Origin of the sequence: uncultured Martelella sp. (assembly GCF_963677965.2) — a bacterium.
GTDB classification, from domain to species: Bacteria; Pseudomonadota; Alphaproteobacteria; order Rhizobiales; family Rhizobiaceae; genus Martelella; species Martelella mangrovi.
Genome location: NZ_CAXXFM010000001.1, coordinates 3,191,179 through 3,205,720 on the forward strand (window position 1 = coordinate 3,191,179; position 14,542 = coordinate 3,205,720).

Annotated in this window: 11 protein-coding genes; 7 read left to right on the forward strand and 4 right to left on the reverse strand. The window is 62.2% G+C overall.

Annotation, left to right across the window (positions count from 1 at the left end; all coding sequences use genetic code 11):
- Positions 1 to 4 precede the first annotated feature (4 nt).
- Positions 5 to 1,735, reverse strand: coding sequence for an ATP-binding protein (locus ACHZCU_RS14870; protein WP_319519383.1), 1,731 nt, complete (start codon positions 1,733 to 1,735; stop codon positions 5 to 7).
- Between the two features lie 243 nt (positions 1,736 to 1,978).
- Between ACHZCU_RS14870 and ACHZCU_RS14875 the strand changes: the two genes are divergently transcribed.
- Both ACHZCU_RS14875 and ACHZCU_RS14880 read left to right on the forward strand, forming a co-directional pair.
- Positions 1,979 to 3,136, forward strand: a complete 1,158-nt coding sequence (locus ACHZCU_RS14875) for an amidase (protein WP_319519384.1) — start codon at positions 1,979 to 1,981, stop codon at positions 3,134 to 3,136.
- Positions 3,137 to 3,143: 7 nt separating this feature from the next.
- Complete coding sequence (locus tag ACHZCU_RS14880; protein ID WP_319519385.1) at positions 3,144 to 4,730, forward strand: gamma-glutamyltransferase family protein; 1,587 nt, start codon at positions 3,144 to 3,146, stop codon at positions 4,728 to 4,730.
- A gap of 113 nt (positions 4,731 to 4,843) precedes the next feature.
- Here the strand turns inward: ACHZCU_RS14880 and putA are convergent, their stop codons facing one another.
- Positions 4,844 to 8,254 carry a bifunctional proline dehydrogenase/L-glutamate gamma-semialdehyde dehydrogenase PutA gene (gene putA, locus ACHZCU_RS14885; RefSeq protein ID WP_319519386.1) on the reverse strand — a complete coding sequence of 1,137 codons (3,411 nt, stop codon included), beginning with the start codon at positions 8,252 to 8,254 and terminating at the stop codon, positions 4,844 to 4,846.
- A 114-nt stretch (positions 8,255 to 8,368) separates the two neighbouring features.
- Between putA and ACHZCU_RS14890 the strand changes: the two genes are divergently transcribed.
- Complete coding sequence (locus ACHZCU_RS14890) at positions 8,369 to 8,827, forward strand: Lrp/AsnC family transcriptional regulator (RefSeq protein WP_106302027.1); 459 nt, start codon at positions 8,369 to 8,371, stop codon at positions 8,825 to 8,827.
- A 15-nt stretch (positions 8,828 to 8,842) separates the two neighbouring features.
- On the opposite strand, the gene ACHZCU_RS14895 is transcribed toward ACHZCU_RS14890, so the two are convergent.
- Positions 8,843 to 9,448 carry an exopolysaccharide biosynthesis protein gene (locus ACHZCU_RS14895; protein ID WP_106302024.1) on the reverse strand — a complete coding sequence of 202 codons (606 nt, stop codon included), beginning with the start codon at positions 9,446 to 9,448 and terminating at the stop codon, positions 8,843 to 8,845.
- Between the two features lie 149 nt (positions 9,449 to 9,597).
- Here ACHZCU_RS14895 and ACHZCU_RS14900 point away from each other — a divergent pair, with 149 nt between their 5' ends.
- Both ACHZCU_RS14900 and ACHZCU_RS14905 read left to right on the forward strand, forming a co-directional pair.
- Entirely contained in the window at positions 9,598 to 9,852 is a 255-nt protein-coding gene (locus tag ACHZCU_RS14900; RefSeq protein ID WP_106302021.1) for a hypothetical protein, read from the forward strand.
- Positions 9,853 to 9,941: 89 nt separating this feature from the next.
- Complete coding sequence (locus tag ACHZCU_RS14905) at positions 9,942 to 10,214, forward strand: Rho termination factor N-terminal domain-containing protein (RefSeq protein WP_319519387.1); 273 nt, start codon at positions 9,942 to 9,944, stop codon at positions 10,212 to 10,214.
- A gap of 11 nt (positions 10,215 to 10,225) precedes the next feature.
- Here the strand turns inward: ACHZCU_RS14905 and ACHZCU_RS14910 are convergent, their stop codons facing one another.
- Positions 10,226 to 10,714: a MarR family transcriptional regulator gene (locus tag ACHZCU_RS14910; protein ID WP_319519388.1), complete on the reverse strand. Its 489-nt coding sequence runs from the start codon at positions 10,712 to 10,714 to the stop codon at positions 10,226 to 10,228.
- Positions 10,715 to 10,929: 215 nt separating this feature from the next.
- Here ACHZCU_RS14910 and ACHZCU_RS14915 point away from each other — a divergent pair, with 215 nt between their 5' ends.
- Positions 10,930 to 12,705, forward strand: coding sequence for an N-acetylglutaminylglutamine amidotransferase (locus ACHZCU_RS14915; RefSeq protein WP_319519389.1), 1,776 nt, complete (start codon positions 10,930 to 10,932; stop codon positions 12,703 to 12,705).
- Between the two features lie 10 nt (positions 12,706 to 12,715).
- Complete coding sequence (gene ngg / locus ACHZCU_RS14920) at positions 12,716 to 14,539, forward strand: N-acetylglutaminylglutamine synthetase (RefSeq protein WP_319519390.1); 1,824 nt, start codon at positions 12,716 to 12,718, stop codon at positions 14,537 to 14,539.
- The last annotated feature ends 3 nt before the right edge of the window (positions 14,540 to 14,542 follow it).

Here is a 14,542-nt window from a genome sequence, read left to right on the forward strand (position 1 = left end):
GCTGTTATGGCAGCGCGGATTTCAGCCGCAGTTCGAAGACCGCGCCGCCGTCACCCGGCAGAAGCGTAACGCTGCCGCCGAAATCCTGCATGATGTTGTAGACGATAGATAGTCCGATGCCGTTGCCCTGTCCGGTGCGCGTCGTGAAAAACGGTTCGAACACCTCATTTGCAAGCTCCGGCGCAATTCCCGGCCCGTTGTCGGAAACATGAAGGCAGACGGTTTCGCCGGCACTTTTCAGGTCCACCGCTATGCGCCCGTCCGGCCTTCCTGAAAGCGCATCGATGGCATTGCTGAAGAGATTGACGAACACCTGCGAAAGACGGATGCGGCCGGCATCGACCACCACGCCCTCAAGGGCCGGATCGACATCGATGGCCACGCCGGCCCGGTCGGCCTTCGGCCGGATCAGGATCAGCGCCTCGTGCAGAGCCACCTTCACCGGCACGGGCTCCGTCTTCGTTTCCGGCCTGCGCGAGAACGCCAGCAGGGTTCCCGAAAGTTCGGATATCCGGGCGACCATGGCCGTGATGCGGTTCAGGTTATCGTCGGCAATCTCGTTCTTTTTGAGCGCCAGCGCCCGTTTGGTGTTGGCGGCATAGGTCTCGATGGCGGCTAGCGGCTGGTTGATCTCATGGCTGAGCGTTGCCGCCATCTGGCCGACGCCGGCCAGCTTTGCCGTCTGGATCAGTTCGCGCTGAACGCGCTTCAGTTCGCGCTCCGCCTCGATCCGCTCGTCGATTTCGTGCGACAGGCTTTGGTTTGCAAGGCTCAGTTCTTTCGTCCGGTCGCGCACGGCGCGCTCCAGGCGCAGCGCCAGCGCCCGGTCCCGCCGCCTGAGCATGACACGGCCCTCGATGCGCCCGATCTGGAAAAACACGATCACGGCGACGAGCAGGAAGATCAGCAGCGAAAACCCGATCGCCGCCGATTGCGCGGAAACGACGCGGCTGCGGTCGCCCAGAACGTGAAGCTGCCAGCCCATCAGCGGCAGGTCACGCATCACGTCGATATGTGTCAGCGCATCGGCTGTTTCGGGATTGAATTTGGCGTCGATTTCGGAAACCGGCTTCAAAAGCCAGTCTTCGCGGTTGGAGAGGAAGATAATGCCGTCATTGTCGGTTACGAAAATGGGATCGGCCGAAAGCGCCCAGGCGCGCTCGATTGCATCGAAGCCGACATAAACGGCAACAACGCCCATCAGCCGGCCATTGCGGCGCACGCCGGCGCCGAAGGCATAAACGCGGTTTTCACCCTTCAGCAGGGCGACCGTCCGGCCCAGCCGGTTTTCTTTCGCTGCCTTGAGCAGCTCTGCACGGCCTGCAGGTTCGTCACCGAAAATATCGCGTGCGGCGGAAAGCAGTTTCCCGTCGGCCGCAAAGAAGGCCACGTCGCGGGCACCGGAAAGACCGGTAATCTCTTCTGCCAGCGTGCGCGCCCTGTTTTCTATGTAGGCGTCGGATGCAAGGCTTGCGAACAGCAGCGCGATTTCATCCTGCCGGGCGAGAAGGGGCGGAATTAGCCGGTATTTCTCCAGCACCCCGTTTAGAACCTCGGCCTGAACGGCAAGCGTTTCAGCGGCCTGATCCTGCACATATTCGCGGGTGCGGCTGGTTGTCAGCGACCACGCCGCATAAGTGCCGGCAGATGCCAGCACGAGCAGAACCAGCGCTGCGCCTGCGCGCAATCTGACGAAGCGCCGCCTGACGCTCCTTCCGCTAAGCCAGCTATCCATCTCCTCCCCCGAGAGAAACGTTCTGCCGATAATCCCTGATTCTGTTAAACAGCCAGAGCCGCGAGAAAGCAAACAAACAGGCACGGAAACGCTCATTCGGCTGAAACGCACCGGCGGGAAAGCTGTCTTGCCAATGTGCTCCTCTCGATGAGGGCAGCCGTTTCTGCTTCAAGCTTCGCGTTGCGTTTTCAACGGGCTGCGTGCATGCTCCGGTGATCATTCCTCCAGTAGCGGGCATGCCTCATGACGCAATCCATCGGACCCTTTGTTGAACGTTTCGAACCTCCCATCACGCTCGCAGCGCCAGTTTCCGACCGTCTGGCAGGGTTGACCGTTGCCGTCAAAGACAATTTCGACATCAAGGGCACCGTCACCGGCGGCGGCAATCCCGAATGGGCCGAAGACCAGTCGCCGGCCGATCACAATGCAGCCGCCGTCCAGACCCTTCTCGACAATGGTGCGGCCCTTGTCGGCAAGGTCCATATGGATGAGCTGGCCTATAGTCTGATGGGGATGAATGCCCGTTTTGGCACGCCGGAAAATCCGGCGGCGCCCTCGCGCGTGCCCGGTGGATCGTCTTCGGGCTCGGCCTCTGCCGTTGCATCGGGGCTTGCCGACATCGGCCTCGGTTCGGATACCGGCGGTTCGGTGCGTCTGCCGGCTTCGTTCTGCGGGCTTTTCGGCTGGCGGCCGACCCATGGTCTGGTGTCGGGCGAGGGGCTGTTGCCGCTTGCCGAAAGCTATGACGTGCCGGGGTTCTTGACCCGCGATCTGGAAACGCTCTCGCTGCTCGGTGAAATCTTTGCGGAAGAGCAGACCGCAGAGGGCGACGTCCGGCTGGTCTATCCTTCCGATGTCTGGCGGCTGTGCGAGGATGAGGCGGCGGCGGCTTTGAAATCGGCCCTGCCGAAGGGCGACCGCAATGACAGTCCGCTTCTGCCGGGCGGCGACCTGAAGGCGCTGCTGCCGGTATTTCGCAACCATCAGGGCTATGAGGCCTGGCAGCATTTCGGCGGCTGGATCGAAAAGCGCGCGCCCGAATTCGGTTCCGACGTCGGTCAACGGTTTTCCATCGCCGCGAAGATCACGCCGGCCGAATTCGAGGAGGCCCAGGCCAGGCGCGAGGCCTTCCGCACGCATCTGAAACGGGTGCTGGTCCCCGGAACCGTCATGGTCTACCCGACCTCTCCGGGTCCTGCGCCGCTGTTGACGGCCGGTGACGATATTTTCGAGACGTTCCGCAGCCATGCCCTGACCATGCTTGCCATTGCCGGTCACGGCGGGTTGCCGCAATTGTCCGTGCCACTGGTGGCAAGCCAGGGATCGCCGCTCGGGCTTTCGCTTGTCGGCGCGCCCGGCAGCGACCGGCTGCTGATCGAGGTGGCGAAACGTTTCATCTGAGGGCATCATGCTGCATTCCGCGACAGGTTTTGACGGAGCATTTTCCGCTCCGCATCGTGCCGCCGCGCTGACGGGGCGGGACATTCTGCAGGCCGGCGGCACGGCCATCGAGGCCATGGTTGCCGCCGCTGCGACGATTGCGGTCACCTATCCGCATATGAACGGGATCGGTGGCGACGGCTTCTGGCTGATCCACCGCCCCGGCGAAAAAGCGGCCGGGATTTCCGCCTGCGGGCAGGCCGCGCGTCTGGCAACGCCCGAATGGTATGCGGCGCGCGGGTTTTCCACGACCATGCCGACGCGCGGAGGCCCTGCCGCGCTTACCGTGCCGGGCACGATTGGCGGCTGGGAAAAGGCGCTGTCGCTGGTGCCCGCCGAAAAGCGCCTGCCGCTTGAAACGCTGCTTGCCGCAGCGATCAACTATGCCGAAAACGGGATCGCTGTCACCGGAAACCAGGCGCAGTGCACGGCGGACAAGTTCGACGGGCTCTGCGATGTCCCCGGTTTTGCCGGAACGTTTCTGATCGATGGCAAGGCGCCCGAAGCCGGCGCGCGGCTTTGCCAGAAACCGCTGGCATCGACGTTGCGGCAGCTCGCGGCCGAAGGATTATCGTCCTGTTATTCGGGCGCGCTGGCGCGCATCCATGCCGCCTTTCTGGAAGAAAACGGCTCGCCGCTGCGCCTTGATGACTTTGCAGCCTACGAGGCGCGCATCGTCGACCCGCTTGAGGTCGATACATCGCATGGCAGGCTGATGAACATGACCGCGCCGACGCAGGGCGTGGCATCGCTGATGATCCTGGCGCTGTTCGACCGGCTCGGGGTCAGGGAGAGCGAGGGATTTGCGCACCTCCACGGACTGATCGAAGCCACGAAACAGGCCTTCATCCTGCGTAATGCCGGGCTTGGCGATCCCGATTTCATGGCCGAACCGGCGCAGAACTGGCTTTCCGCAGATCGTCTCGATGCGCTTGCCGCGAGGATCGACGGAAAGACCGCTCTGCCGTGGCCTCATGAGCCGGCAGAAGGCGATACGATCTGGATGGGCGCGGCGGATCGCTACGGCAATGTCGTGTCTTTCATCCAGAGCGTTTACTGGGAGTTCGGCTCGGGGCTGACCTGTCCCGAGACCGGTGTCTTCTTTCAAAATCGCGGTGCCGGGTTTTCGCTTTTGCCGGGTCCCAACCAGCTTGCGCCCGGCAAGCGCCCGTTCCACACGCTGAACCCCGCTCTGGCACATCTGAAGGATGGCCGGGTGATGGCCTATGGCACGATGGGCGGCGAGGGGCAGCCGCAGACGCAGGCCGCGGTGTTCTCGCGCTATGTGCAGTTCGGCCAGGAGCTTCAGGCCGCAGTGACCGCACCGCGCTGGCTGCTTGGACGCACGTGGGGAGAGGAAACCACGACGCTGAAGCTTGAAGACCGGTTCGATCCGGCACTGGTCTCAGCGTTGAAGGCGGCCGGGCACGACGTCGAAATGCTGCCTGCATTCTCCGACGCGGCGGGCCATGCCGGCGCCGTCGTGCTGCATGAGAGCGGGTTGATGGAAGCGGCATCCGACCCGCGCGCCGACGGCTTTGCGCTGGCAGACTGAAAGGTTGAGGCCGGAAAGCGGGTTGCGGGAAAACGGCTGACAAATCGACCTTTATCCTGACGTCGTTGTGGCGGGTGCCTTTCTGAAGCTCGCCACAACGACAGGTCTGTTGCCTATCCGGCCAGCAGGCTGGCATTGCCGCCAGAGGCCGTTGTGTCGACGCAGAGGTGGCGTTCATGCAGAACATGGGCCTTGTCCGGCATGGCGGTGATCAGCGGCAGGACGGGGCCGGACCGTCGGGCAAGCGCGCCGGCAAAAGCCCGTGCGATCGTCTCATCCCCCCACCACAAGGCGCCGGAAAAGCCCTCGAGTTTCGTCAGGGTCTCCGGTTCGACATGGCCGTCAACTTCAATCGCGCGTCCGCCAAGGGCTTCGACGGCCGCCTTCTGGGCGGCGGCGATTTCCTTGCCGGGGCCGAGGCAGAGAAGCGGCGGACGGGTGTAGAAGGCAAGCCGGTTCAGCTCGCCGGTGACCCCCGGCATCAGTTCCTCATCGCGTTTGATCTCCGCCAGCGCCGACAGCATGGCCTCGACCGGCTTGATATCGGCATTGCTGCTCCAGTCCTCGCCGCCTTCCTGTCCGGAGGCGGGGGTGAGGAAACGCGGCAGATAATGCGGGCCACCGGCCTTCGGTCCCGTGCCGGAAAGGCCCTCGCCGCCGAAGGGCTGGGAGCCGACGACCGCACCGATCTGGTTGCGGTTCACATAGATATTGCCGACATGGATGCTTTCCGACACCGCCTGCACCCGGTCGTCGATGCGGGTGTGGAGACCGAAGGTCAGGCCGTAGCCGCGGGCGTTGACCGTGTCGACGACCTTTTCCAGATCGCGGGCCTTGTAGGTGGCCACGTGGAGAACCGGGCCGAAGATTTCGCGCTCCAGATCATCGATGCCGTTCACCTTGAGCATGGTCGGCGCAATGAAGGTGCCGGTTTCCGGTGTCTTCAACTGATGCAGGATGCTGCCGGATTTCTCCTTCAGATAGGCGGCGATGCCATCGCGGGCCCCGGCATCGATCACCGGGCCGACATCGGTGGAAAACAGCCAGGGATCGCCCACGGCAAGCTCGTCCATCGCGCCCTTGATCATCTCGATCAGATGGTCGGCGGTTTCCTCCTGAATATAAAGGCAGCGCAGGGCCGAGCAGCGCTGGCCGGCCGACTGGAAGGCGGAGGCGACGATGTCGCGCACAGCCTGTTCGGGAAGCGCGGTACTGTCGACGATCATGGCGTTGAGGCCGCCGGTTTCGGCGATCAGCGGCGTGCCGGGCGCAAGGTTTTCGGCAATCGATTTTTCGATCAGCTTGGCCGTGTCGATCGAGCCGGTGAAGACGGCGCCGGAAACGCGTTTGTCGGCTGTCAGCGCTGCGCCGACAGTGGGGCCGTCGCCGGTCAGCAGTTGAAGCGCTGAACGCGGCACGCCAGCCTGATGCAGAAGTTCAACGGCCTTGTGGGCAATCATCTGCGTCTGTTCGGCGGGTTTGCACAGCACCGCATTGCCGGCCATGAGGGCTGCGGAAATCTGGCCGGTGAAGATCGCCAGCGGAAAATTCCACGGGCTGATGGCGGCGATGATGCCGCGCGGCCCCCGCACCGTGTTTTCGCCCTCGCGGGCATAGTAGCGCAGGAAGTCGACCGCCTCGCGCACCTCGCCGATGGCGTCGGCAATGGTCTTGCCCGCTTCCTTCGCCAGAAGCGCGAACAGCACGCCGTAATTTTCTTCGTAAAGATCGGCGGCCTTACGCAGCACGGCGGCGCGTTCGCTCGGCGGGGCATCCCAGATTGCGGCATCGTCAAAGGCGCGGGCGACGGTTGCCTCGTCGGCCTCCAGCACAGTGCCGACAGTCTCGCCCGTCGCGGGGTTTTTAACGGTGACGGATGTGCCCGTCGGCTCGGAAACCGTCAGCGGTTTGCCGTCGGGAAGCGGCGTGTTGCGCGCGTCCTCGATCGCCGCCAGCACGTCATCGGCGGTCGTGTCCCATCCGCGCGCGGCAACGCGGCCCTCGTCGAAGATATCGGCGGGACGCTTCAAGGCGGCCGGTGGCTTTGCGGTTTTCACGGCCTCGAAGGGGTCGCTGGCAACGGTTTCCGGTGCAATATTATTATCGACGATCTGGTGGACGAAGGAGGAGTTGGCGCCGTTTTCCAGCAGGCGGCGCACCAGATAGGCCAGAAGATCGCGGTGGGCGCCGACCGGTGCGTAAATCCGGCAATGGCCGCCTGTTTCCTTCTTCACAATGTCATGCAGGCGCTCGCCCATGCCGTGGAGGCGCTGCAACTCGTAGGGACGGCCGTCGGCCAGTTCCAGAACGGCGGCAATCGTGTGGGCGTTGTGCGAGGCGAACTGCGGGAAAATGCGGTCGCCCATGGTAAACAGCTTCCGCGCCAGGCAGAGATAGGCGACATCGGTCGCCGCCTTGGTGGAAAAAAGCGGAAAGTCCGGCATGCCGTTGACCTGGGCAAGCTTCATCTCCGTGTCCCAGTAGGCACCCTTGACGAGGCGGACATTGATCTTGCGGTCATAGCGCGTCGCCATCTCGTAAAGCGCATCGATGGCCGCATCGGCGCGCTTGCCATAGGCCTGCACGACAACGCCGAACCCATCCCAGCCGTCCAGCGCGGGATCGGCCATCACCGCGTCGATCACCTTGAAGGACAGCGCCAGACGGGCCTGTTCCTCCGCATCGATATGCAGCGCGATCCCGGCTTCCCTTGCCTGCGCGGAAAGGCGCTTGACGATCGGCACCAGCTCTTCCATCACGCGTTCTTCCTTGGCCACCTCATAGCGCGGGTGAAGGGCGGAGAGCTTGATGGATATACCGGGATTGTCGACGATATTCTCGTGAACGGCGGCCTTGCCGATGGCCTTGATCGCGTTTTCATAATGGCGATCATAACGCGCGGCGTCATCCGCCGTCATCGCCGCTTCGCCGAGCATGTCGAAGGAATAGGTGAAGCCCTGCTTCATCCGGCCGTCGCCGCGCCTCAGCGCATCCTCGATGGTTTCACCCAGCACGAACTGGCGGCCCATCTCCTTCATGGCGCGGGTCACGGCGGTGCGGATCACCGGTTCGCCCATGCGCTTGACCAGACCGTGGAGCGTGTTGGCGATGCCGGGGTCGGAGCGTTCATCCAGCACCTTGCCGGTCAGCATCAGCGCCCAGGTGGAGGCATTGACCAGCGAGGAGGCGGCCGTGCCGAGATGGCTGTTCCATTCCGATGGCGCGATCTTGTCTTCGATCAGCGCGTCGATGGTGAACCGGTCCGGCACCCGCAGCATGGCTTCCGCCAGACACATCAGCGCCACGCCCTCGCGCGTGGAAAGCCCGTATTCGGCCAGAAAATGCTCCATCAGCGTCGGCTTGCTTTCGGAACGGATGCGGCGGACGAGATCGGCCGCGCGCTTGCTGATTGCCGCGCGTTCATCCGGCGCGATGGCCGCGTTTTCGGCAAGTGCTGCCAGAAGCGGTGCGTCAGGGGCGAATTTCTGCTCGAAACCGAGCGCTGGGAAGGGGATGTCGGCCAAAGTCTGCTCCTCATTTTTTGTCAGACTAACGTCAATTGCGTAGGCGATGCGACTAGCTTTGTTCGTTTATTTGGTCATAAGTAACAAAGAAGGACCCAAAAAACGGATGTTGCAATGGAAATCGATGCCATCAATCGCAAAATTCTTGAAGAACTGGTCGTCGATGCACGCATTTCCATGACCGAACTGGCGCGCAAGGTCGGTCTCTCCAAGACGCCGGTTACGCTGAGAGTCCGTCAGCTGGAGGAAATGGGGCTGATCAAAGGGTACCGCGCGATGCTGTCTCCGATCAAGCTCGGGCTGACCCATGTCACCTATGTCACGGTGAAGGTGAGCGACACCCGGCAGAAAGCGTTGCAGCAATTCAACGACGCCGTGCGGCAGATCCCGGAAGTGGAGGAATGCTATCTGATCGCCGGCGGGTTCGACTATCAGATCAAGGTGCGCACGCGCGACATGGAGCATTTCCGCCGGATCATGGCGGAGAAGATTTCCGAACTGCCCTATGTCAGCTGGACGACAAGCTATGTGGCGATGGAAGCGGTCATCGATCAAAGCTGGGTGGCGCTGTAGCCTCCCGTTTGGCCGCTAGATTGTCGTCAAAACGCTGGAAACGGCCCAGACGACCACGCCGAGGGGAACAAGTGCTAAAAGCGCGAACAGGCCGTCACGGGTCAGCATCGAAAAGGCGATCAGTGTCACCGCCACGCCGATCAGCGACGACGAGAACGGAACGATCTCCATCAGCGGCATCACTGCGCCGAAGATCGTGCAGGCAAGCGGCAGCAGCAGCACCAGAGGTGGGCGGAACAGGAAGGTCATCCGCTTGCGGCTGACACGGTCGACAAGGCGGGTAAAGGGCAGGATCTTTTCCAGCCCCGCATGCAGTTTCGGGGTCTTGATCGTGCGGTGGCGGATCCAGCCGGGCAGCCATATCTGCTTGTGGCCAACGAGCCTCTGGGCGGCGATCAGCATGATGATCAGGCCGCAGACGGTCGAAAGGCCTGGCACGCCGCTCAGCGGCGTGATCAGGATCAGTGCGGGCAGGATCAGCAGCGGAATGAAGGAGGCATGGCCGAAGGAGCGCATCAGATGTTCGACGGAAGCCTCGCCGTTTCCGGTTTCCGCAATCGTGCGCTCGACGATTGCAGTCAGCGAACTGAATTCCTGTTCGGCCGTGTTGGTCTGGTCCAAGAAGGGCTCCTGCCGTCATTGTTGGATATTCTGTTGCAAACGCCTTGAACCGCCGTCCGGTTCCGGATCGCCACCCGATCATTGATGCTGCCATTGATTTATCATGCCGCCTGTGTCCTGTTTATGAAAACCAAAATTGTGAGGAACGCATGTCGGAAGAACGTCTCGAGAGGCTTGAAGCGCAGATGGCGGCGCATCAGGAAGTGTTGATTGCGCTGGCGGCGGCGCTCGGGGAGGGGGAAAGCCAGACGGTGTTCCGCGCCGCACTCGACGGTCTGCTGACCGTCAAGGGGCAGGAGGAGGACCCTGGCCTGGATCCCGATGCGTCCTTCGCCTTCCAGTACCGGGTTGCCGATACCATCCGCGCCATCGTCGACGGCGCCGAAGCCCGCGCGAAAAAATAGGCTCGCCGCCTGAGCCAAAGCTCTGCCTTACGGAACTTTCCGGTCATTTTCGACGTTTTCAAAAAAACTTCGAATGGAAGGGCAGGGTTATGGCCACGACGACAGAAAACAATCGTTCATCCATCAAGGATGAGGAGACCTACGAGGCTTTGCGCGCCGACGGCGCCTCGAAGGAGAAGGCCGCGCGCATTGCCAACGCGCAGGCCAATGACCGCATGAACCCCTCGAGAAAGGGCGGAAAATCCGCCTCTTACGTGGCGTGGACGCGCGAGGACCTTTACCGCAAGGCGCAGGAGGTCGGCATCGAGGGCCGCTCGAAGATGGACAAGGGCGAATTGATCGACGCCTTGCGCAATCACTAGGGCGCAACGTTTCAGCGTTTGAGGAAGCCATTCTCCGGCTTTGCCGTTTCTTCCGGATCAAGGAGATCGGCAACCCGCCTGAAAGAGGTGACGATGGAAAACTGCTCGGGCCCGGTGAAGGCGGAAAATTCCGCGGCAAACCCGTCGGCGAAAAGCGATGGCGCGCCGGCAAGGGTTTGCGATCCCGCCCGTGTCAGAACGGCCTGCACCTTGCGCCTGTCGGAAACCGACCGCTTGCGTTCAATCAGCCCCTTGGCTTCCAGCTTGTCGAGAATGGTCACCGTGGTAGCCGGGCTGAGGTCGGCCTGTTTCGAGATCGCCGCCGTGGTCAGCGCGCCCTGGTCGCTCACAGCCTGCAATACGACAATCTGCGGAATGGTCAGCCCGGTCTCGCGGCCGATGCGTTTCGAGCGAATGTCGATGGCATGCGCGATACGCCGGATCGCCTTCATCACGGCTTCGGCATTTTTCGATGTCAGGTCTTCATCGGCGTTCTTCATGAGTCGAGTCAATTACAGTAGAAATGATTTGAACTCAAACGATTTCTGTTGTAACCAAAAAGCAACCCATAAGCGCGGGCGACGGCCCGCAACGCAATCACGCCGCGCGGTTTTATCGCAAGCGGCACAGTGACATTTGAATATGCGCCTTGCTTGTCGGGAGACCTCCCTTTCCTGTCGTCCGGGCGCCAAAGACAGGAGCGATCGTCCAGAACATGTGTGGTATTGCCGGAGAAATCAGATTTGACGGAACCCTTGCGGACGCCGAAGCCGTTGCCCGCATCACCGAGGCGCTGGCTCCGCGCGGGCCGGATGGCAGCGGCATTCTCGGTCGGGGCAATTATGCCTTCGGCCATCGCCGCCTGAAGATCATCGACCTCTCCGAGAAAGCCGCACAGCCGATGACCGATCCCGAACTCGGTCTGACGATCGTGTTCAACGGCTGCATCTACAACTACCCGGAACTGCGCAAGAAGCTGGAGGAAAAGGGCTACCGGTTCTTCTCCACCGGCGATACCGAAGTGATCCTCAAGGCCTATCACGCCTGGGGACGGGACTGTGTGCAGCACTTCCACGGCATGTTCGCCTTCGCCATCATCGAGCGTGACAGCGGCAAGGCGATGCTGGCGCGCGACCGTTTCGGCATCAAACCGCTTTATTATGCGACCAGCGGCAAGAATATCCGCTTTGCTTCCACGTTGCCTGCGCTGCTGCGCGGCGGCGGTATCGACAAGACGGTCGATCCGGTGGCGCTGCACCACTACATGTCGTTTCATGCGGTGGTGCCGCCGCCCTATACGATCCTCAAGGGCGTGCGCAAGCTGCCGCCGGCGACCACCCGCTGCTATGAGCCGGATGGCTCTTTCGAGGATATCCGCTACTGGGCGCCGCCGCATCAGCGCGATCCGGCAACGGCGGGGCTGTCGCGCGAGGAATGGCGCGACCGGGTGCTGGATGCGCTGCGCACGGCTGTCCGCCGCCGCATGGTGGCCGACGTTCCCGTCGGCGTGCTGCTGTCGGGCGGCGTCGATTCCTCGATCATTACCGGGCTTCTGGCCGAAGAAGGCCAGAAGGACCTGATGACCTTTTCCATCGGTTTCGAGGAGGCCAACGGTGAAAAGGGCGACGAATTCAGCTATTCCGACCTGATCGCCGAACGGTTCGGCACGGATCATCACAAGATCTTCGTGCCATCCTCTGATCTGATGAGCGCCTTGCCCGACACCATCAACGCCATGTCGGAGCCGATGGTGTCCTACGACAATATCGGCTTCTTCCTGCTGTCGCGCGAGGTGTCCAAGCACATCAAGGTGGTGCAGTCGGGGCAAGGGGCAGACGAGATCTTTGCCGGCTACCACTGGTATCCGCCGCTTGAAAACTCCAACGATGTCGTCGGCGATTATGCCAAGGGCTTCTTCGACCGCGACCACGCCAAGCTGTCGCGTCATCTCTCGCCGGAATGGCTGGCGGAGGAGGATGTCAGCCGCGCCTTCGTTGAAAGCCACCTGATGGCGCCGGGCGCCGAAGGGCCTGTGGACCGGGCGCTCCGGCTCGACAGCCAGGTCATGCTGGTCGACGATCCGGTCAAGCGGGTGGACAACATGACCATGGCCTGGGGGCTTGAGGCCCGTGTGCCCTTCCTCGACCACGAACTGGCCGAGCTTGCAGCCACCATCCCGCCGGAGTTCAAGCTCAATGACGGCGGCAAGGGCGTGCTGAAGGACGCCGCACGGCTTGTGGTGCCGCATGAGGTGATCGACCGCAAGAAGGGCTATTTCCCGGTTCCGCAGCTGAAATACATCTCCGGCGAATATCTCGACATGGTTCGTGATACACTGACAAGCCAGGTCTCCAGCGAGCGTGGGCTGTTCAACAAATCCTATCTCGATGACCTGTTCATCGATCCGATCGGCCACATCACGCCGTTGCGCGGATCGGAACTCTGGCAGGTTGCGCTTCTGGAAATGTGGTTGCAGTCTCACGAGATTTGAGGAAAAGCCGATGAACGCGGAAAAGGGTCCGAAGGATCAACCGGAGCACCGCGGCCGCGATGCCTATTCCCATCGCTTGAAGAAGATGCGGACCCAGGGCATGAAGCCGCCGATCAACAATGGTGACGACAGCGGCGCCATGAAAGCGGATGTTTCGATCGATTGCGGCTGGGGCCGTATCGTGTTCGGCCAGACCTTTTCCGATACCAAGCTGCTGATCGAGACATTGCGGGCCGAGGTGCCGGACCACCGCGACATCGCGATCTATGTGCGCGATCCGCATGTGGTGCTCGCCAATGCGCCGCAGGAAGTGTTCCTCGATCCCTCGCACACCTACCGGCTCGATCTTTCGACCTATCATACGGCGGCGTCGAAGCCGCCGCAGGGCTTTTTCATCCGCCGGTTGACGTCGGAAATCGATGCCCAGGCCATCAACCGCATCTATGCCGCCCGTGGCATGGTGGTGGTGCGTCCGGATTTCTTCTGGCGTCAGCGCGATGCCCGCTCGATCGTCTATTTCGTCGCCGAAGACGAGCATACCGGCAAGATCCTGGGCACCGTGACCGGCATCGACCATGGCCGTGTGTTCAACGATCCGGAAAAGGGGGCATCGCTTTGGTGTCTGGCCAGCGATCCGCAGGCCCGCCAGCGCGGTATCGGCGAGGCTCTGGTGCGCCGGCTGGCCGAGCATTTTCTTGCCCGCGGCGCCTCGCATCTCGATCTCTCGGTGCTGCACGACAATGTGCCGGCGATCAAGCTTTATGAAAAGCTCGGTTTCAAACGGGTTCCGTATTTTACCGTCAAACGCAAGAACCAGATCAACGAGAAGCTTTTCACCGGCCCCGAGCAGGAGGATTACGAGGCGCTGAACCCCTATGCGCGACTGATCGTCGGGGAGGCGCGCCGGCGCGGCATTTCGGCGGAAGTGACCGACGCCAAGGGCGGTTTCTTCCGGCTGTCCTATGGTGGCCGCTCGATCCACTGTCGCGAAAGCCTTTCTGAACTGACGACATCGGTCGCGATGTCGATCTGCGATGACAAGTCGGTGACCCGCCGCTTCGTCGAGGAGGCGGGCGTCAGGGTGCCGCGGCAGATGACTTCGGATGCCGGGGATGATGCGATCGCCGGTTTTCTGGAAGATGCCGGCAAGCTTGTCGTCAAACCGGCGCGTGGCGAGCAGGGGCGGGGGATTTCCGTCGGGGTCACGACGCTTGAGGAAGTGCGCGAAGCCGTGGACGCAGCCAAGGCCTATTGCGATACGGTGCTGATCGAGGAAATGGTCGAAGGCGAAGACCTGCGGCTGATCGTCATCAACTACCGTCTGGTCGCGGCCGCCGTGCGCCGTCCGGCGCATGTGATCGGTGACGGACGCTCCACTATCGAACAGCTGATTTCCACCCAGAGCGAGCGCAGAAGTGCGGCCACCGGCGGCGAATCCTCCATTCCGCTTGATGCCGAAACCGAGCGGACGGTGCGCAGCGCCGGCTACACCTTTGCCGATGTGCCGCAGGACGGTGAGGAAATCCGTGTCCGGCGCACGGCCAATCTGCATACCGGCGGCACCATCCATGATGTCACCGATATCGTCCATCCAAAGCTTGTGGATGCCGCGATTTCCGCTGCCCGTTCGATCAATATTCCGGTCGTGGGGATTGATTTGATGATCAAGTCACCCCAAAACCCGGATTACGCTTTTATTGAGGCCAACGAGCGTCCGGGGCTTGCCAACCACGAGCCGCAGCCGACGGCCGAACGGTTCGTCGATCTGCTGTTCCCGCTGTCCATGCCGGCAGGGGCGAGGGCTTCAGCCCGCGAGACGCAGAAAAATGAGTGAGTG

Coding starts and splice junctions, on each gene's coding strand:
- ACHZCU_RS14900 (WP_106302021.1), top strand. CDS start 9,598: ATGTCGGAAGAACGTCTCGAGAGGCTTGAAGCGCAGATGGCGGCGCAT.
- ACHZCU_RS14870 (WP_319519383.1), bottom strand. CDS start 1,735: ATGGATAGCTGGCTTAGCGGAAGGAGCGTCAGGCGGCGCTTCGTCAGA.
- ACHZCU_RS14890 (WP_106302027.1), top strand. CDS start 8,369: ATGGAAATCGATGCCATCAATCGCAAAATTCTTGAAGAACTGGTCGTC.
- ACHZCU_RS14875 (WP_319519384.1), top strand. CDS start 1,979: ATGACGCAATCCATCGGACCCTTTGTTGAACGTTTCGAACCTCCCATC.
- ACHZCU_RS14910 (WP_319519388.1), bottom strand. CDS start 10,714: ATGAAGAACGCCGATGAAGACCTGACATCGAAAAATGCCGAAGCCGTG.
- ngg (WP_319519390.1), top strand. CDS start 12,716: ATGAACGCGGAAAAGGGTCCGAAGGATCAACCGGAGCACCGCGGCCGC.
- ACHZCU_RS14915 (WP_319519389.1), top strand. CDS start 10,930: ATGTGTGGTATTGCCGGAGAAATCAGATTTGACGGAACCCTTGCGGAC.
- ACHZCU_RS14880 (WP_319519385.1), top strand. CDS start 3,144: ATGCTGCATTCCGCGACAGGTTTTGACGGAGCATTTTCCGCTCCGCAT.
- ACHZCU_RS14905 (WP_319519387.1), top strand. CDS start 9,942: ATGGCCACGACGACAGAAAACAATCGTTCATCCATCAAGGATGAGGAG.